Consider the following 19,480-nt stretch of genomic DNA (forward strand, 5'->3'; position numbering starts at 1 on the left):
ATATAATATGTGTGGAATATACGGTACAACTATAAACTATTCAGATAATCAAATAAAATCAAAACTTCAAAGAACTGCATTTAGAGGTCCAGATAAAATGGATTGGAAATCTTATGAATACAAAAATGATACACGTATTACATTCGGTCACAATAGATTATCTATTATAGATTTAGATCCAAGATCAAATCAACCATTTAGTTTTTTAGATAAAATTAAAATTGTTTTTAATGGTGAGATTTACAATTTTCAGGAATTAAAAAAGAGTTTATCTAAAAAGGGATATGCCTTCAACACAACTAGTGATACTGAAGTTATTTGTGCAGCATATATAGAATACGGAGAAAAATGTGTGGATTATTTGAATGGAATGTTCGCTTTTGTTATTTATGATGTTGAAAAACAGCTTTTTTTCGGTGCAAGAGATAGATTAGGACAAAAACCCTTTTATTATTATTTAAAAGGAAAAGAGTTCGAATTTTCTAGTCAGATTTCTTCAATTCAACTTTTTAACAATCAGAGATTAACAATTTCAAGGAATGCCATTCAAAAATATCTAGCATGGGGTACAATTCCTGATACCTCTTCAATATTCAACGAAGTAAAGAAATTACCTGCTGGTCATTATTTTACTTATAATTTAAATACAGGAGAATTTAAAAATAAAGCCTATTGGGATGTTGATTATCAAGGTAACAATAAATTTAAAGGCTCTTATCATGATGCTATACAAGAATTAGAAACTATTGCAACAGATGCTGTAAAAACAAGATTATTTGCAGATGTACCAGTCGGTGTATTTTTATCTGGAGGTGTAGATTCTTCATTAGTGGCAGCTTTAGCAACAAAAACGACGAGTGAAAAAATCAAAACATTTTCGGTAAAGTTTAATGAAAAAGGTTTTGATGAAAGTATTTATGCTCAGAAAGTTGCAAATCATTTAAATACGGATCATCATGTTATTGAATGTAATTATAATGAAGGCTTGGATTTAATTGAAAATTTTCATCATTATTATGATGAACCATTTTCAGATTCATCTGCAATTCCATCAATGCTTTTAGCAAAATACACTAGAAAACATGTAACGGTAGCTTTATCTGGTGACGGAGGAGATGAAAGTTTCATTGGCTATCATCGTTATAATTGGGTAAAACATATGAATCGTATTTATAAATTACCTAAACCGTTACGTAAATTAGCATCAAGCACTTTGCAAAGTCTTCCACATTACAAATTAAAAATTATTGGAAATGTTATTAAAGAAGAAAGTGTAAATGATGCTTATTTGAGTACAACTTATAGTCCAAGTTCAAATTGGTTTGAGTTTGAAGACAATATAGCAGACTTTGAAGAACTTAAATATCTATATCATAACAATAAAAACATTTTCGAAAGGGTTTCAGATTATGATTTAAAAACCTATTTAAACTGGGATATTAATACTAAGGTTGACAGAGCTACGATGGCTTATTCATTAGAAGCCCGATCTCCGTTTTTAGATTATAGAATTGTAGAATTCTCTAGAACTTTACCAACAGAATTTAAATTTTTTAAAAACAATCAAAAAAGAATTCTTAAAGATGTCCTATATAATCATGTACCTAAAGAATTTTTCGATAGACCCAAAGCAGGTTTTACAATGCCATTTAAAGAATGGTTTAAAACAGATTTGAAAGACTTTGTGTTGTCTGAACTTAGTTTAGAAAACTTAAGTGAAATACCAGGAATAAAACCTAAAGATGTTCAAAAAATGATTAATCAACATATGGATGGAAGTTGGAATAGATATGGACTAATTTGGCAATTAATAATCTTAAGACAATGGCTTAAAAATAATGGAGAAGGATTTTCAATTAAATAATATCAACAACATCAAATCTCTAGGGATTTTAATTTATTCATTATCGGGAGGAGGTGCAGAAAGAGCTGTATCTCATCTTCTAGCTTTTTGTATTGAAAATAATATAAAAGTTCATCTAATTTTAATGAATGCAACAATTAAATATGACATCCCAAGTGAAGTAAATATCCATTTTATTGAAAAATCTAATCCTAACGAAAGCGGCATACTAAAAACTATTAAGATTCCCTTACTAGCCTATAAATACTCAAGATTATTAAAAAAATTACAAATTTCTCACAGTTTAAGTTTTTTAACAAGACCTTCGTTTATTAATATAATTTCAAAAAGATTAACTAATTATAAATTCAAAGTTATTACCAACGAGCGTGCATTTCCCAGTTTACAGTATAGCTATAAAAATTTTCAATCTTTTTTTAATAAAAAAATGATTAGACTGCTCTACAGAAAATCTGATGTTTTAATATCTAATTCTATTGGGAATTCTCTTGATCTTATCAATAATTTTAATGTCCCTCCAAGTAAAATGAAGGTGATACACAACCCAATAGATTTAGAGAAAATAGAGAAAATAGAACCAATTAATAATTTTTTTGATAACGATTATTTTAATCTCATAACACTTGGCCGTTTAGATGTTGGTAAAAACCATAGTATGCTCATAGAAGCACTTAGTTTGTTAGATAATAATAAAATAAGGTTATACATTTTTGGTGCAGGCGATATGCAAGAAGAACTTGAAATGCTAATCAAAAAATTGAAATTAGAAAAACAAGTTATTTTAGCAGGCTTTGATTCTAACCCTTATAAATACTTAAAAAAAGCTCATTTGTTTATATTTGGCTCAAATCATGAAGGATTTCCTAATGTAGTATTAGAAGCCATGGCGTGCGGTTTGCCTGTTTTAACCACAAATTGCCAATCTGGACCTAGTGAAATCATGAAACTGGAACATGCATTAGAAGACATAATGATTACAGATTACGGCGTCTTGGTTCCTATTAAAAATGCTAAACTTATGGCAAAAGGTATAAATTATTTTTTATCGAATAAAGAATTTATTGATGAATGTAAAATGAATGTTCTACAACGAACTGAAGATTTCAGAAAAAACAAAATATTAAAAGAATATATAAATGTAATTAATGCAACAAATTAATTATAAAATAAGAATTAACGCATGTGTGGTATAAATGGAATAATATATAAAACAGGTTGTAACGAAAACAAATTAACATCAGCCTTAACTCAAATGAATAATTTAATTATTCATAGAGGTCCAGATGAAGATGGATTCACCGTTGATTGTGAGGATAATTATGGTGTTGGTATGGCTATGAGAAGACTTTCAATTATCGATTTATCTTCCGGTAAACAACCAATTTATTCAGACGACAAAAAAATTGTCATTGTTTTTAACGGCGAAATATATAACTATAGATCATTAAAGTCTGATCTAGAAGCATCTGGAGTGCATTTTAAAACAACTAGTGATACAGAAGTGATATTAAAACTTTACGAGAAACATGGAGTTGAATCTTTTAAATGGTTAGATGGCATGTATGGTTTTAGCATCTTTGACAAGAACATTAACAAACTCTTTATTGCACGTGATTTTTTTGGAGAAAAACCACTTTATTACACCCATACCGAGAATCAATTTTTGTGGTCATCAGAGTTAAAATCCATAATTGATGTTTTACCAATCAAGCCACAAATTTCTAAAAAAGGACTTAATTTATTTTTAAGATTAACTTATATACCTGCGCCCTATTCCATTTATGACAATATCTTTAAATTAGAAGCCAATCATTATATTGAATATAATTTTGAAAATCATGAAACAAGTATAAAAGAAATCAACCAAGAAATTAAACCTAAAGAACAATCTATTTCATTTGATGAGGCAAAGAAAAAAGTTAAAGATTTGGTTTATGAAAGTGTAGATAGCAGATCTATTGCCGATGTACCTTTAGGTACCTTTTTATCCGGTGGTGTAGATTCGTCAATTGTCTCATTATGCTTATCCCAAGGTACAGAGAAGAAAATTGAGACGTTTTCTATTGGTTTTAAAGAGGCTAAAATGGATGAAACAGATAAATCTCAACTTGTAGCAAAATTAATAGGAAGTAATCATCATGAATTTAAAATTGGCGAAGATGATTTAAAAGATAATATTCATGAAATATTATTAAATTTTGATGAACCATTTTCTGATACAGCAGCACTACCAACCTATTTTGTTTCTAAAAAAACTAGAGATTACGTAAAAGTCGCATTAACTGGCGATGGTGGCGATGAAGTTTTTGGTGGTTACAACAAATATTATGTTGGTAAAATGAACACGAAATACACCAATATTGTTCCGAAACCAATACATAATGTACTTTTAAACACTTCTAAGTATTTATTGGCTACTAAAAATGATAATAGAGGTAAACGATTTAAAATAAAGAAAATGCTGAAAGCCGTTAATTATGATGGTAATCAATATTGGGATATTATTTCATTAGCAAATACTGAATTAGAATTGGTTGAAATTTTAGTACCTTCTCATTACATTAGTGACTTATTCGGCGAATATAAAGACCAACTATATAATGATAAAGTTGAGTCTCTTACAGATTTCAGACATGTAGATAAAATTCTAAGTTTAGAGGGTGGCATGCTTGCCAAAGTGGATAGAACCAGTATGCAAAATTCATTAGAGTGTAGAGCACCTTTTTTAAATAAAAAAATATGGGATTATACTAATACGCTTCCCGAAAAGTACTTAATGAATGGGTGGAATAAAAAACACATTCTAAAAGAAGCTTTCAAAGATCAATTTCCTGAAGAGTTTTTAGAGAAAAGTAAACGCGGGTTCGGATCTCCAGTAGGAAATTGGTTAAAATCTAGTTTGAAGAAAGAATTAGAATCATTTATTGAACCCAAGTTTTTGTCTGAGCAAGGTATCTTTAATTTAGATAAAATAATACCATTAGTGCAAAATCATTTAGACAGTAAACGTGATAATACCTTTAGAGTTTGGGCGTTTTATTGCTTCCAAAAATGGTATAATAATATATATTTAAAACAATAAGAAATGAATAAGAAGAGAATATTAGTAGTTGCATCATGTGCAAACTCGCTAATCAATTTTAGAGGAGATTTAATTAAACGACTTATTCAAGAAGGTTACGACGTGTATACAGCTGTTGATAGTTATCCTGACAAAGTTTTAGCACGTTTGAAAGAATATGGGGTTATAACCCCTTTAGAGTATAAATTACAAAGAACAGGATTAAACCCTTTTAATGATTTAAAAACCATATTTAACTTAAAGGAGCTAATTCAACAAAATAATATCGATCTTGTTTTTCCGTATACTGTAAAGCCTGTTATTTATAGTTCAATTGCGGCTAATATGAGTAAAGTTCCTGTAATATCATTAATAACAGGGTTGGGGTTTACTTTTACTGGGTTATCATTAAAAGCCAAAGTATTACAACGGCTTAATGAATTTTTATATAAAATATCTATTAGAAAAAACAAAATAGTTGTGTTTCAGAATAAAGACGACCGAAATTTATTTTTTGAAAGAAATATTTTAAAGAAGATAAATAGAACAGAAATAGTAAGCGGTTCTGGGGTGAATTTAGACCAATTTAAGTTTAGAGTAAAAGATAATAGTTTCGGTAAAACTAACTTTGTGATTGTAACTCGACTTATAAAAGAAAAAGGAACACATCTTTTTATTGAAGCTGCAAAAGTATTAAAACAAAAATACCCAGATTCTGAATTTCACATTATTGGTTCGGTACAAAATTCACCTTCAGCTATTAAAATAGAAGAATTAGAAAGTTTACACGATGAAGGTGTTGTTGTGTTTCACGGCTCTCAGTCTAGTGTATTAGAGCATTTATCCGCTAGAGACGTATTTGTACTACCTACATATTATCGCGAAGGCGTTCCTAGGTCAATTCTAGAAGCATTGTCTGTTGGAATGCCAATTGTTACCACGGATGCACCAGGTTGTAGAGAAACGGTAATAAAAGGAGAAAACGGATTTTTAATACCAACTCAAAATTTAGAGTCTCTAATTGAATCTATGGAATTTTTTATAACTAACCCAGATAAAATAAAAGAAATGGGACAAAAAAGTAGAGATTATGCAACTAAAAGATTCGATGTCAATATTATAAATAATAATCTTGTAAACATGATTAATAGTGTTTTAGCTAAATAAGTTAATCAGATTTAAAATATTATTAAAATAAAAACACAACCATGATTGGGGTGGTGTTTTTATTCATTAGATGGAATAATTATCTTCCCAAATACCCACCATCAACTGGTATTATCGTTCCAGTAATATAATCACTTGCTGGTGATGCCAAAAATACTGTTAAACCTTTGAGGTCCTCACCTGTTCCCCATCTTTTCATAGGCACTCGAATAAATACCTCTTCAGTTCTTTTCTTATTGTTAATTAAAGCTGTATTTAATTGCGTATCCATATAACCTGGTGCAATTCCATTTACACAAATACCTTTGGCCGCCCAGTCATTTGACAATGCTTTAGTTAATTGTGCAACGCCTCCTTTGGAAGCTGCATAAGCAGGAATAGTAATACCTCCTAAAAAACTCATTAATGAAGCGATATTAATAATTTTACCTCCACCATTTTTCAGCATAGTATTACCAGCATATTTACAATAATAAAAAGTGGCATCTAAATTTATTGAAATAACTTTACTCCACTCCTCTTCTGGAAAATCTTCACTTGGATAGCGTCTTTGAATTCCTGCAGAATTTATCAAAATATCAACCGTTCCTCCTAAAATGTCTAAGGCTGCTTTATATGATTCTTTAATTTGTTCAATTTGGCTCACATCTGCTTTTAAAGGGCTTACATCAAGTCCTTTTTTATTTAAATCTTTGCACATGTCAAACACACGATCATCATAATCAATAACAACGGTTTGTGCTCCAGCTTCAGATATGGCTTCTACCATAGCTATTCCAAGATCGCCAGCGCCTCCAACAACGATGGCTTTCTTACCGGTTAATTTAAACTGTTCTAAAATATTTTGCATTCTATAGGTTTTTAATTATCAATCCTTAAACTTGTTTTTTTACAATAAAAGGATTCATTACATTATTAATAATTTCGATTGTAATTAGAGGATTCTACTCGTAATTAAAAGTATAGTCGTCCGTATTCCAAGGCTTCAACCATTCAATAACCATGTCGTTTCCAGCAGGGTCTGTTACTTTTAAAATAGTCTGAATATCTTCAATAGTTTGGTTTATTTCAAAAATTGAATCGCCCGCTGTGTATATTCTATATAAGACTTGTCGTTCTGTTCCTAAAAATTCTTCCTTAACCGTATCACCTTGTTTAAAACGCTCAACAACAAAATGCACATTTTTGTGAGCTTTCATCTCCTCTAAGCCTTCAACAGATTCAATTTTTCCACTTTTTAATAGTACCCATATTGAACAAGCAATTTGACCATTCAACATGTAGTCGTTTTTTTCTGAGAAATCTTCTTCTCCAAAAACACCAGTTAAAGCAAAGTTTATAAGCATTTTTCGATGATCAAAACCATTGATATGAGCTAGGTGAATATGCGGTGCTTCCCCTTGTAATCTAAAACCAGGGTCGTAACTATAAAACACATTGTCTTCTACAAAAAACTGTACATTTAGTACACCAGTTTGGACATCTAAATCTTTAAACATTGCGCACAATTTTGGATGTACCTCCTTTAAAAACAGATTTGTATAAGTTGAAGGATATACCGTTCCAATGGCTATTGGGCTCGAATTACCTTGTAATCTTGTTAAATACCTATCGTAAGTTGCAGATAAATATGGAATACCATCTTTAAAAGTATAATAAACAGCCATATCATCGCAGTGACTGTCCATATACTTCTCAACCATAACTACCCCTTTTTTTGAGTATTTGAATACGTTTTTAACAGTTGAAATATAATCATCTTCATCCCTGCAAATTTTCATACCAACACCACCACCACTATCTACTGGTTTTACCATCATAGGTAGTTTTATATTTTCAGGTACTTTTACTTCCATATCCTTGGTTAAAAATATCCCTGGAATATCTTGTACCTTATGCTTAGCACAATATTTCTTGTAGCCGTCTTTACTGCAAAACGCTTCAATAGTTTTTTCATTGGCATAACAAGGAAAACCTAATTTTTCACAGATTTCTCGGTATGGTTTTACTAAAATATCTGCAACACCAACTAATACACCATCTACGTTTCTATCTTTTGCTACTTTTACTATGCCATCAATATCAAAACCATCAATATCATATGTTTCCGATGCTCTTTTCTTCGCAGGTGTATTCGGTACTGGATCTATAACAATAGTATAAATTCCCATAGAATTAGCAATGTCTACTAATACAGCGGTTTCGGGGTTTCCGCCTAATATTATAAGTTTTTTATTCATTATACTTAAGTTAAATAAAGTTATTACTACCTAAATTTTAGTTATTCACTAGTTTCAACATATTTAAAATCTTCATTGAAACCTAAATAACTCAATAGGTTAGTTATATCTTCTTCGTTTGTATTTACTTTTACTATTTTCTTTTTATCTATTCCCATTAACCCTAACTCCGTTTTTATAGACGCATAAGTTGTTGGATTAATTGTTGCGATTATTAAATAATCGAACTCGGTGTTTGATATTGAACTTATAGGTTTAACGGAATTGCTTCCTATATTTAAATCATGATAATCAACATCAATCCATTTTATAACATGGAAAAAACTGGCTTTTACATTTGTTGATAGGATGTGTTGACCAAAAGAACCTGAACTATAGATTACAACTTTCGACCCTTTGTTTACCTTTAAAAATGGATTAAAATATACCGAACCTGCTATATCTTGAATTAATCCTCCAGATCTAATCAATATTTGAGAGTAGAGATAATACTTTATTTGTTTATTCAGGTTATCTTCATCAAGTACCTGCTCTAATTTTAGTTTTAAAAAATTCATTAATAAACCTAATCTATAATACTCAGTTTTTGGGTTTTCGATTGATTTTACTATAGAATCATGTCTTTGCCTGTAATAATATAGCGGTATTCTACTAATAACAAGACTTTTTGATAACCCTAAGTAAGCATAGGTTATTGCCGCATCTTCTCCCATGATAATTTCGTTGGGAACATCAAATAAAACTTGATTTAGCAATTCTCTTTTAAAAAGTTTATTCCATACGTATGTAGATATTCCATGTTCGCAAAACTCACCATTGTAAATAGCATTTGGAATTATTGAAGTTCTTAACTCCTCCTCATTATAAATACCTGTGTTTTTTGGTTTAATGGTTTCTATTTTTCCATCAAATTCTCTAAAATGACCAGTAACAACTAAATCAGATTCGTTGGCTTCCGCTAGCTTAAACATGGTATCTAGATAAAATTTATCTACCCAGTCATCTCCATCAACATAAGCAATATATTTTCCTTTAGCTTCTTTTAATCCTGCTTTTCTTGCGCTTAATAATCCGCCATTTTTTTTATGAATAACATGGATTCTAGAATCTTTTTTAGCATAATCATCACAAATTTTCGGGCAATTATCAGGGCTTCCATCATCAACTAAAATCAATTCGAAATTTAAAAAAGATTGATCTAATAGACTTTCAATGCATTCGGGTAAGTACTTTTCAATTCGAAAAATTGGAACAATGACGCTAATATCAACAGTATTCATAAATTTAAATTTTATTTAATTCTATATAATATAACCCTCCGCCATAAATATCGTTTGGTTTATTAGCTTTTGCCGTTGTGACATATAAATTTGACTTATTATCAAAACAACATGAAGTAACATTTGTGCAAGGTAGATTTATTTTTTCAAGCAATTCTCCGTTATTGGGATTCCATTTTGATACACAACCGCCACCCCATTCAGCAATCCATAGCATGCTATCTTTACCCATACACATACCATCGGGACTTCCTTTTTCTCTAAATTCTATAACATGCGATTGAAACTCTACTTCACCTGTTTTCAAATCATAAGCATATTTAGCAACCTTATTTGTAGGTGTATCTATAAAAAAGAGTGTTTTGCCATCATGTGAAAATGCCAAACCATTTGAGATTGTTGTATTTTCAATTATAGTTTTACTCTCTCCTTTAAAATACGAGTAAACATTACCTATATTATTTTTAACCTCTGGGTAACCCATAGTCCCTATGATAAATCTTCCCACGGGATCAGTAATGCCATCATTATATCTTACGAAATCTTCAATATCCAATTGAAAAACGAAATGCTTTTTTAATGTATTAAAATCTATTTCAAAAAACCCATCTTTAGAAGATACAATTATTTTTTTTCTTTCTTTAAAAAACACACAGCTAACTGGCGAATCTAATTTTACACTCAAAATTTCTTTGGTTGAAGGATTATAACAGTAAACCAAGCAATCTAATATTGAAACAAAATATAGTAAGTTATTGTCTAAATCAAAAACAGGTCCTTCTAAGAGTTCTGAATTGGAATGAAAAATTAAATTTGGATTCATAAAATCATTAAATATATTCGCCTCCCGTTATTCGCATTATTGAACCTGTTGTCATCGCAGAATTATCTGAGATAAAATGCATTACTGCAGGAACAGGGTCAAATCTATTCAACATACGTCCCATTGGTAAAGCTTGTGCTGCTTCACGTTTTAATTCCTCTTCACTTATTCCTTCTTGTTCTCGTAATTTAAGTTCACCTTCTGTATTAGTCCAACCCATAACTACATAATTTGAGCGAATACCGTGTTGTGCATAATGATGCGCAATATGAGTAGACAACGTATATAAAGTGCTTTTAGTAAGCGCGTAGGCTGCTCTATCCTTCATACCGTAATCCATATGAGCAGATCCGAAAAATATAATAGAACCTGAATTATGCTCCATCATAGATTTTAATACATGTTTCAATAAAAAATATGGTGCCTTAAGATTTACGTTAAAAACACTATCAAAAGTATCCTCGTCTGTATCAACAATAGAAGCTATTGGTGTAATTCCTGAATACAATACTAGTGCATCAATTTTTTTAAATCGCTTAATGGTTTCTTTATAAAAATTTTCAATCCCATTAATAGTATTTAAATCTAATTGATGAAAATAAAGTTTGTTTTCTGCCTGTAACGAGTCTATAATTTTATTGCCCTCAGCAAGGTTTCTTCCGCAAAACGAAACATTATAACCTTTTTTTACGCAAGTCTTAAGTATTTCATTTCCTACTCCTTTAGTTCCTCCTAAAATCATTACTGTTTTCATCGCAATTATATTTATAAAGCATTAAACAAGCCATCATTCAAATCTAATTTATTTATACCTAGTATGTATGATTATTCTTTATAATGAAATAAAAATCGTTTAAATGGCAAACAATATAATTTTAAGTTAATACATTAAAGATTATATCACTTTTTTATATAAATAAACAGTTGAAAAAAACGCTAATTTATTGCTTTAAACATTTAAGCCGAAACTTTGATTATATTTTAATTACTAAATAAAAGGACTATTATCACTTATTAAAAAATGAATAAATCCTTAATCTGCTCCGATTAATCATTAACAATATAATTCTTGCAAATATATATGAACTAATAGTTTTAGCGGATAGGAAAGTAAACTTTAAAACTATATTTTTTTAGATATAGCCTAAACCCCTATTAAAATAACAATTAATTACCTTTTAAATGAAAATTTATATTTTTAAACGATAATATTTAGTATTGCAATACTGAAAATGTACATTTGCTTCAATAAAGATTAAAAATTAAAATGTATAAAAATTTCATTAAAAGAATATTTGATATTATTGCATCATTAATTGGATTAATAATTTTATCTCCGCTAATCATACTTTTAATTATAGTTTTAACTATAAGTTTTAATGGCACGCCATTTTTTTTACATCCAAGACCAGGTAAGCATGGTGTAATTTTTAAGGTAATAAAATTTAAATCTATGAATGATAAAAAAGATGAGCATGGAGTTTTATTACCACATAATATGAGGGTTACTAAGACTGGAGATTTTATACGAAAGTTTTCTCTTGATGAATTGCCACAGCTTATTAATGTGTTAAAAGGCGATATGAGTTTGATTGGTCCTAGACCATTAGAAGTGAGATATTTGCCACTTTATAACGAATTTCAAAAACAAAGACATAATGTTAAGCCAGGTATTTCAGGATGGGCACAGGTGAATGGTCGAAATACGGTTTCTTGGGATGAGAAATTTGAAATGGATGTTTGGTATGTTAATAACATTTCATTTGTAACCGACTTAAGAATTATACTTTTAACTATCAAAAAAGTACTTTTGAGAAAAGATATTAATGCCAGTGAAACCTTAAATATGGCTCCTTTTTTAGGCAATAATTAGTAATTTAAATGTGATTATTTTTTAAAAATTTAGGTAATTATTAAATAATCAAATGACAATCAATAATTGAATAAAGTATAGACATATTATATAAACTAAATTTTAACAGACAATCGGACTATTTTAAAAAATAATCAGATACATTTATAGCAAATCCCTCAAGAATTAAAATTAAGAGAATATTTATATTTACTCTTAAAACATTAAATTATATAAGATATTCATAGATAATAATAGTTTCTATTAGAATTGTTTTATTTACTAATGAATTAATAATTAATAGCAGATTAGTTTAGTGAAAATTGAAATTATAACCCAAAAACAAGAATGGGATGATTTTTTGAAGAGCGTAAATAATTATGATTTCTATCATACTTATGATTATCACCATATTTCAAAATCGGAATCTGATACTGCTGTATTGATTAAATACACGAATAAAGATACGTACATTGGACTTCCTTTATTAATTAGAAAAATACCAAACTCCGAATATTTTGATGCCGTCTCTGTTTACGGCTACTCAGGACATATTGGAAGTAAATTACCTGATAATTTTGACACTACACATTACGAGGAAGTTTTACTTGATTTTTTTAAAACAAAAAAAATTGTGAGCGTTTTTATGAGATTGAACCCTTATATAAAATTTCAAAACATACTTTTTTCAAATTTAGGCGAATCTACGGCCTCAGAAACAACAACAGAATTTGGGGAATTGACATATTTGGGGAAAATTGTAAATATAAATTTATCGCTACCCATAGAAGAACAAAGAAAAAAATACAGTAGACGATTAAAAACTCATATTAATAAATCTAATAAGCTTTTAACAGTTAAAGTTGCTGAAACTAAAGAAGAAATAGAGGCTTTTAAATCTTTATATTATGATAACATGAAACGAATCAATGCTAAGAAGCATTATTTTTTTAGCGACGATTATTTCCAAAAGTTAGTTTCATCCCAGGATTTTAAAACCGAAATACTATTGGCGATCGAAAAAAGTACAAATAAAACCATTGCTGCAGGTATGTTTATAAAAACTAAAAAAATGGTACAGTATCACCTTGCTGGAGCTAATGAAGACTATTTAGATTTAAATCCTATAAAGTTTATTATTGATAAAATGAGAATCAAAGCAACTGAAGAAGGCTATAAAAATTTTAACTTAGGTGGTGGTTTAGGTGCGAATGAAAATGATTCGCTATTTAGATTTAAGTCACTATTTTCAGATGAATACCATCCATTTTTTGTATGGAAACTCGTTGCTAACAATAGAGTTTACTATGAACTTTGTAAACAAAATGAAGTTAATTATACGGCTTCATCCTTTTTTCCATTATATCGGTACAAAGAACATCATAGTTAATATGTTAAATTAAAATTTTCTCTCTTGCGCCCAAATTTAAATAAAGATCTATATTCAAGTAAATTATTAAAAGCATGGTCTGAAAACTACGGTTTACTCCCTATCGAAAAATATTTTATAAAAAAGTATCTAGTAAATAAAGCGGCTAAAGTTATTGAAGCTGGTACTGGAGGTGGTAGAATAATTTTTGAAATTGAAAAATTGGGATATAAAGATTTATATGCCTTTGATTATGTTGACAAAATGATAGCCATATGTAATGAAAAGAAATTTCATTCTAATTCTACAATACAATTTAATACAGCAGATGCAACAAACTTGGATGTTTATAAGGATAATCAATTTGATTACTTAGTTTATTTACAGCAAATTCTTTGTTTTTTAGATAGAGACACATTGCATTTAGGGTTAAAAGAAGCGCATAGAATTGGTAATGCAAATGCGGTTTATCTTTTTTCATTTTTAAATTGGGATTCTAAATGGTATAATCCAATACTAAGTGCTATTGTGAATTTTTCAAGGGTTTTCAAAAACAATAAAATTTCAAAAAACGAATTACCTTGGTTAAAAATAAACAATAAGTTTAATTGGCGATTCTTAAACAAAAACCAACCACTTAACTTATGGTTAAAGGAAAAAGAAATCGTGGAAATTCTTGAAAACAATGGTTTCTCTATTATCGAAATTAAAACAAAAGTTAATGGAGAAGATAAAGTTGGCCATATTCATATAGCCTGCAAAAGAAATGAAATTGAATCAACAAAGGTGTTTTAGTTTAATATGAATACAAAAAATAGCCCCTTTACTAATAATACGTTCCAAACTATTTGGAAAAATCATTTTATTCCAAATTCCAATATTCAAGCTTTCAAGTTTATTAAAGGAATAGTATTTTATAAACACAATTGGCTTCCCAATTATTTTAATATCGGAAAAAATTTAACAAAAGGTAATAGTTATTCATTAAACAATACTTCAGATTTCAAAAATAAAACCCTAATTATTTATGATGTTTTACCTCATTTAATGGATGAAAATACAGTTCCAAAAAACGTAGGTGTTTTAAAATCTTTACAATACACAGGGTTTTTAATTAACATAGAACAATTTAATAATATTGAAGGTTACCTCTTAAAAACTTTTAGTAAAAACACCAGAATGAAAATGCGTAAGTTTACTAATCGCTTAGAGCGTTGTTTCAATCTTTCATATAAAATGTTTTTAGGCGAAATAGACAAAACTGAATACAACCAATTGTTTGATGATTTCATGAAACTGTTGAAAAAAAGGTATTCAGACAAGCAAATTACTTATAATAATATGCTGCCTAATGAATGGAATTTTTATAAAGAAGTTGCTTATCCATTAATTTTAGAGAAGAAGGCTTCACTATTTGTAATCTACGACAATTACAAACCCATTGCAATTACATACAATTATCACACAGAAGACTCTGTAATCGACGCTATTACCGTATTCGATATTGATTATTCAAAATTCAATCTTGGTTATGTTAACAATTTAAAATTGCTAGATTGGTGTTTTGAAAACAACATAAAAACATTAGATTTTTCAAAAGGATATTTTGATTACAAAAAAAGAATGTGTACAAAAGAATACGATTTTGAATATCATATAATTTATGATAAAACGTCTTTAATTTCTAGTTTTAATGCACACTTGCATCATAAATTCTTTGAATTTAAGGCTTATTTAAGGAATATAGGAATCAATTCGAGATTCCATAAACTTACTTATGTTTTTAAAAACGGAAAAAATTCAAAATCAGAAAAAAAGATTCAAATTAATAAACTTGAAGAACTTCCTAGTCTAGACGAATTAATGTTAATAGATATTCAAAATGATTCTAATTATAATTTTATAAAGAAAGATATCAATGACTTTCTTTATCTTGTAATCAAACCCCAAAATGAAATTGAAATCTATAAATTCAAAAATCAAAATAACGTATATATTTTATCATGTAACTCTACATTTCAGCAAATAAAAATAGAATCCACTTAACTCACCTGAAACAATTTAGACGTACTTTTTATGAATAAAAAAATCATTATGCTTGTTGGCGATTGGAACTATCCCAAGATGGTTTATCAAAGTTTGGAGTCTGAATTTAATGTGGATAAAATAATTGTTGATAACGGAATAAGCACTTCAAAATTAATTAAACGAAGAATTAAAAAGTTAGGATTCATTCGGGTATTAGGACAATTATTATTTAGAGTTGTGGCGGTCTCATATATAAATGCTACTTCCAAAAAAAGAATTCAAGAAATACTAATTAAAAACAATATTAAAGAGGTAGATTTTGATCGAGAAAAAACCGTTGAAATCGCATCAATAAACTCCGATGAAGGACGCCAACTTCTAAAAAAATTAAATCCTGATATTGTTGTAATTGTAACAACCAGAATACTATCAAAAAAAACCTTAGAATGTGTTAATGCCAAATTTATTAACATTCATGCTGGTATAACTCCGCTATATAGAGGGCTACATGGCGCATATTGGGCCTTAATTAATAATGATAAAGATAATTGTGGTGTTACTGTGCATTTAGTAGATGAAGGCATCGATACAGGAAATATATTGTATCAAGAAAACATAACAGATAGTATTACTCATAAGGATAATTTTATGACTTATACATTTCTTCAATTAGCAAAAGCCTTACCATTACTAAAAAAATCTATTCGAGATATTCAATTAAATAGTCTTAAACCTAAAGTTAATACCAAAGAGCAAATTAGTAATGACTTATACTACCATCCTACACTTTGGTTTTATTTATATAACAGATGGGTTCATGGAATAAAATAAAATTCCAAGTTTTAATATATATTATTGATTTTCAATTTCCTTTTGAACTGTATTAAGCAAATCTCCCACATTTTCCATAGACATTAAGTCCATGAGTTTGAATTTAATATTGAAAGACTTTTCAATATCAGTCATAATAAGCATATGTGTTATAGACTCCCATCCATCTACATCCTCAGCTGTTGTAGTATTATTTAGCTCAAAATTATTATGCTCGAGCACTCTAACAAAAGACTTCTTTATTTTTGATAATAATTCTTCCTTATTCATTTTTTAATTTACTATTAGGTTCCTTAATGTATTTCTATCAATTTTACCATTATTGTTATGTGGTAAACTATCAATAAAAAATACTTTTTTAGGTATCATATATTCTACTAGATTGAGTTTTAAATAGTCTAATAAATTATCGGTGTTAAATTTAGGACTTTCTATAACAAGAACAAGTTCGTCGCTATTATTTGAATTCTTTACATCTATTACAAGACTATTTTTAGATTTTGTTGATTCATGCTTTCTCACATGATATTCAATCTCTCCCAATTCAACACGATAACCTCCTATTTTTACTTGAAAATCTTTTCTTCCAACATACATATAATAACCATCATGATCTCTAATACATAAGTCACCAGTTTTATAAAATCGTTTTTCAACACCCTTGTTAACTTTATGCATAAAAAATGCACTTGAATTTAAAGCATCATTTTTCCAATATCCAGCTGTTAATTGTTCTCCTGATAAGCACAACTCACCTTCAATATTATTACTTACTATATCGTTTTCAGAATCTAATAAGACACTTTCAACTTTATTAAATGGTTTTCCTATTGATAACACTCCTTTATGCGATTTCAGAGCTTCCAGTTCTAATTTATAATAATGGCTACAAACTGTAAACTCTGTTGGTCCATAATGGTTTAATAACGTTGCATTAGGAACACATGCCCTCCATTCTTCTACCACATCTTTATACAACTTTTCTCCACCAAATATTGAATAGCGAACGTAAGGAGCATGAATCTCAGCAAAATATGGTCTTAAGTAATAAATAATGGATGGCACCATTTTTAACACCGTTAATTTATGCGTTAATAATAGCTTTGAGATGTAGAAATATTTTATTGCACTAGAAGGAACTGTGTACAAACAGGCGCCAGCTAATAACGCTGGTAAAATTGCAGTTAATGACGCATCAAATGTTAAATCATACATTTGGAGGCATCTGTCATCGGCATTTAATTTGTATTCTTCGTCTTCGTCTAATGCTGTTACTAATGCATTTAAATTTTTAAAACTTATAGGAATTCCCTTAGGAACACCTGTACTGCCGCTAGTAAATAATACATAGGCATTATTTTTTTTATTAAATTTTATAGGTTCAAAAGGAGCACCTTTAAATTTATTATAAAAACTTGTATTTAAAACCTTAAAATCAGAATAGTCTGAGATTTCAGTTGAATCCAATACATGTTTTACATCGATTAATTTCAAAATTTCTACATTCCTAATTTTTGAAGCGTTAGGATTTATAGGAATATATGCTTTCCCTTCCATCCATAATGCGAATATAGATGCATATGTTACTAAATCATTGTTAGTAACCAGACCAATGTGTTTTTCAGGTGTATTTATATTCGAAACAATTTTATCTCGGATTTGAGAAATACTATTGAGTAAATCTTGATACGTAAAAAAAACATCATTTATACAAAATGCATTCTTTTTGCGATGTTTTAGAAATGAATTGTGTAAACTATATAATAAATTCATACGCGTTTTTTAGATAAAGTTTCCATCTTGATCGTGAACCAAAGCTTCATTTAAATCAACTGATACATCGTTATGTTTTAATGAAATTAATTTTTTAACATCGGCATAAACTTTTGCGTATTTATTGATTATTTGTTCTCCTACCTTTTTGTTTTCACTTTGAAACACGATACATTTACTTCTCGCAATGTTTTCAATAAGGATTTTTAAACAATCATTAAAATAATCTTCCGAAGTATTAAAATACCTCAGTGTAAACCTATTACCCGATACTAAACCAGAAATAAATCCAACAATTTGATCATCTTTTTTAATAACTAGATTTACATTATATATTTTATTAGAAATACTTTCTAAAAGGCATTTATATTTAATTTTGTCTTTATCTTTTTTAATTTGGAGATATTGATTATTATCTATTTGCCAATTTATATAGTCTAAACTTTTAGGTACAATATCGTTTTCAGTATGCTTTTCAATAAATTTCCAAGTGTCGTTATCAATACAATCCACACTTTCATAATTAATACCTTTACTTCTTTTTGAACTTTTACTTTTGTTTATAAAAGCAATGACTTTAGCAGATAATTTATCAACAAGTTTCAGGATTGGAGTAAACGTTTTTAAGCTATTTTTTTTCGAGATTAAAAGTTGATGATCTACACTAAAAAGTATGATATAACGCTTTCTAATTGAAAACTTTGTAAAAGGTTGCTTTTCATAATATGCACTTGTATTATCGCCTAAAAAGCGCACAACCACTTGATTGTTACATGCACTTAAAGACATGTTTTTTACATAAGCTGGTAGTACTGAACCTTGATACTTCTCTAAAATCCACCATTTCTGGCTCCAATATATTTTTAACCAGTTTCCATCTTCGCCCTTTATAAAATCTGGCATAAGATATACAAACGCTATAATCGTATGGTTTTCATAGCCTAAAATAGCTAGAACATCTTGGTCTTCTGCTCTATTATTATCTAATAACCAATTGGCTTTATTTAAAGAAAATGGTGCTTCGTAAGAATCATTCCAAAATTTATTAGCCACTACTGCTTCTTTCAAGCTATGTTTTGTTAAGGTGATTACCTCTAAATTTTCCATCTAAAAATAAAATGAGTTAAATTCAAGTGTAAATTTAGATTATTAAAAATATTTTTAACTTAAAATTCAACATAGATTTGTGATA

General features: G+C 28.8%; 17 protein-coding genes. 9 read left to right on the forward strand and 8 right to left on the reverse strand.

Annotated features, from left to right (window positions below; genetic code table 11):
* The first annotated feature begins 7 nt into the window (after positions 1 to 7).
* Genes asnB (O5O44_RS09685) through O5O44_RS09700 form a run of 4 tightly spaced genes read left to right on the forward strand, consistent with a single transcriptional unit; the run spans position 8 to position 6,092 of the window.
* On the forward strand, positions 8 to 1,864 hold the full coding sequence (gene asnB, locus O5O44_RS09685; protein WP_289194172.1) for an asparagine synthase (glutamine-hydrolyzing): 1,857 nt from the start codon (positions 8 to 10) through the stop codon (positions 1,862 to 1,864).
* Positions 1,839 to 3,023: a glycosyltransferase gene (locus tag O5O44_RS09690; RefSeq protein ID WP_289194173.1), complete on the forward strand. Its 1,185-nt coding sequence runs from the start codon at positions 1,839 to 1,841 to the stop codon at positions 3,021 to 3,023. The genes asnB (O5O44_RS09685) and O5O44_RS09690 overlap by 26 nt, the downstream gene beginning before the upstream one ends.
* Positions 3,024 to 3,044: 21 nt before the next feature.
* Complete coding sequence (gene asnB, locus O5O44_RS09695) at positions 3,045 to 4,946, forward strand: asparagine synthase (glutamine-hydrolyzing) (protein WP_289194174.1); 1,902 nt, start codon at positions 3,045 to 3,047, stop codon at positions 4,944 to 4,946.
* 3 nt (positions 4,947 to 4,949) lie between these two features.
* Positions 4,950 to 6,092, forward strand: coding sequence for a glycosyltransferase family 4 protein (locus tag O5O44_RS09700; RefSeq protein WP_289194175.1), 1,143 nt, complete (start codon positions 4,950 to 4,952; stop codon positions 6,090 to 6,092).
* A gap of 79 nt (positions 6,093 to 6,171) precedes the next feature.
* Here the strand turns inward: O5O44_RS09700 and O5O44_RS09705 are convergent, their stop codons facing one another.
* The 5 genes from O5O44_RS09705 to O5O44_RS09725 form a co-directional block, all read right to left on the reverse strand.
* Complete coding sequence (locus O5O44_RS09705; RefSeq protein WP_289194176.1) at positions 6,172 to 6,942, reverse strand: SDR family oxidoreductase; 771 nt, start codon at positions 6,940 to 6,942, stop codon at positions 6,172 to 6,174.
* A 94-nt stretch (positions 6,943 to 7,036) separates the two neighbouring features.
* A complete protein-coding gene (locus O5O44_RS09710) occupies positions 7,037 to 8,332 on the reverse strand; it encodes an ATP-binding protein (RefSeq protein WP_289194177.1) in 1,296 nt (431 codons plus the stop codon).
* A gap of 41 nt (positions 8,333 to 8,373) precedes the next feature.
* A complete protein-coding gene (locus tag O5O44_RS09715) occupies positions 8,374 to 9,612 on the reverse strand; it encodes a glycosyltransferase family 2 protein (RefSeq protein ID WP_289194178.1) in 1,239 nt (412 codons plus the stop codon).
* Between the two features lie 4 nt (positions 9,613 to 9,616).
* On the reverse strand, positions 9,617 to 10,435 hold the full coding sequence (locus tag O5O44_RS09720; protein WP_289194179.1) for an SMP-30/gluconolactonase/LRE family protein: 819 nt from the start codon (positions 10,433 to 10,435) through the stop codon (positions 9,617 to 9,619).
* Between the two features lie 7 nt (positions 10,436 to 10,442).
* Complete coding sequence (locus O5O44_RS09725; RefSeq protein WP_289194180.1) at positions 10,443 to 11,189, reverse strand: SDR family NAD(P)-dependent oxidoreductase; 747 nt, start codon at positions 11,187 to 11,189, stop codon at positions 10,443 to 10,445.
* 513 nt (positions 11,190 to 11,702) lie between these two features.
* Here O5O44_RS09725 and O5O44_RS09730 point away from each other — a divergent pair.
* From O5O44_RS09730 to O5O44_RS09750, 5 genes are all read left to right on the forward strand, one after another.
* The gene (locus tag O5O44_RS09730; protein WP_289194181.1) at positions 11,703 to 12,308 is read left to right on the forward strand and encodes a sugar transferase; all 606 of its coding nucleotides are present in this window, start codon (positions 11,703 to 11,705) and stop codon (positions 12,306 to 12,308) included.
* A gap of 295 nt (positions 12,309 to 12,603) precedes the next feature.
* Complete coding sequence (locus tag O5O44_RS09735; RefSeq protein WP_289194182.1) at positions 12,604 to 13,677, forward strand: peptidoglycan bridge formation glycyltransferase FemA/FemB family protein; 1,074 nt, start codon at positions 12,604 to 12,606, stop codon at positions 13,675 to 13,677.
* 24 nt (positions 13,678 to 13,701) lie between these two features.
* Positions 13,702 to 14,451, forward strand: a complete 750-nt coding sequence (locus tag O5O44_RS09740; RefSeq protein ID WP_289194183.1) for a class I SAM-dependent methyltransferase — start codon at positions 13,702 to 13,704, stop codon at positions 14,449 to 14,451.
* Positions 14,452 to 14,457: 6 nt separating this feature from the next.
* Positions 14,458 to 15,702 carry a GNAT family N-acetyltransferase gene (locus tag O5O44_RS09745; RefSeq protein ID WP_289194184.1) on the forward strand — a complete coding sequence of 415 codons (1,245 nt, stop codon included), beginning with the start codon at positions 14,458 to 14,460 and terminating at the stop codon, positions 15,700 to 15,702.
* A gap of 30 nt (positions 15,703 to 15,732) precedes the next feature.
* Complete coding sequence (locus O5O44_RS09750; protein ID WP_289194185.1) at positions 15,733 to 16,515, forward strand: formyl transferase; 783 nt, start codon at positions 15,733 to 15,735, stop codon at positions 16,513 to 16,515.
* 21 nt (positions 16,516 to 16,536) lie between these two features.
* Here the strand turns inward: O5O44_RS09750 and O5O44_RS09755 are convergent, their stop codons facing one another.
* From O5O44_RS09755 to O5O44_RS09765, 3 genes are read right to left on the reverse strand one after another with little or no spacing between them, the layout of a single operon-like run.
* A complete protein-coding gene (locus tag O5O44_RS09755; RefSeq protein WP_019388724.1) occupies positions 16,537 to 16,785 on the reverse strand; it encodes an acyl carrier protein in 249 nt (82 codons plus the stop codon).
* Positions 16,786 to 16,788: 3 nt separating this feature from the next.
* Positions 16,789 to 18,288, reverse strand: a complete 1,500-nt coding sequence (locus O5O44_RS09760) for an AMP-binding protein (RefSeq protein WP_289194186.1) — start codon at positions 18,286 to 18,288, stop codon at positions 16,789 to 16,791.
* A gap of 9 nt (positions 18,289 to 18,297) precedes the next feature.
* Positions 18,298 to 19,395, reverse strand: a complete 1,098-nt coding sequence (locus O5O44_RS09765) for a hypothetical protein (RefSeq protein ID WP_289194187.1) — start codon at positions 19,393 to 19,395, stop codon at positions 18,298 to 18,300.
* Positions 19,396 to 19,480 lie beyond the last annotated feature (85 nt).

It is taken from the genome of Algibacter luteus, assembly GCF_030344935.1.
Classification (GTDB): Bacteria; Bacteroidota; Bacteroidia; order Flavobacteriales; family Flavobacteriaceae; genus Arenitalea; species Arenitalea lutea.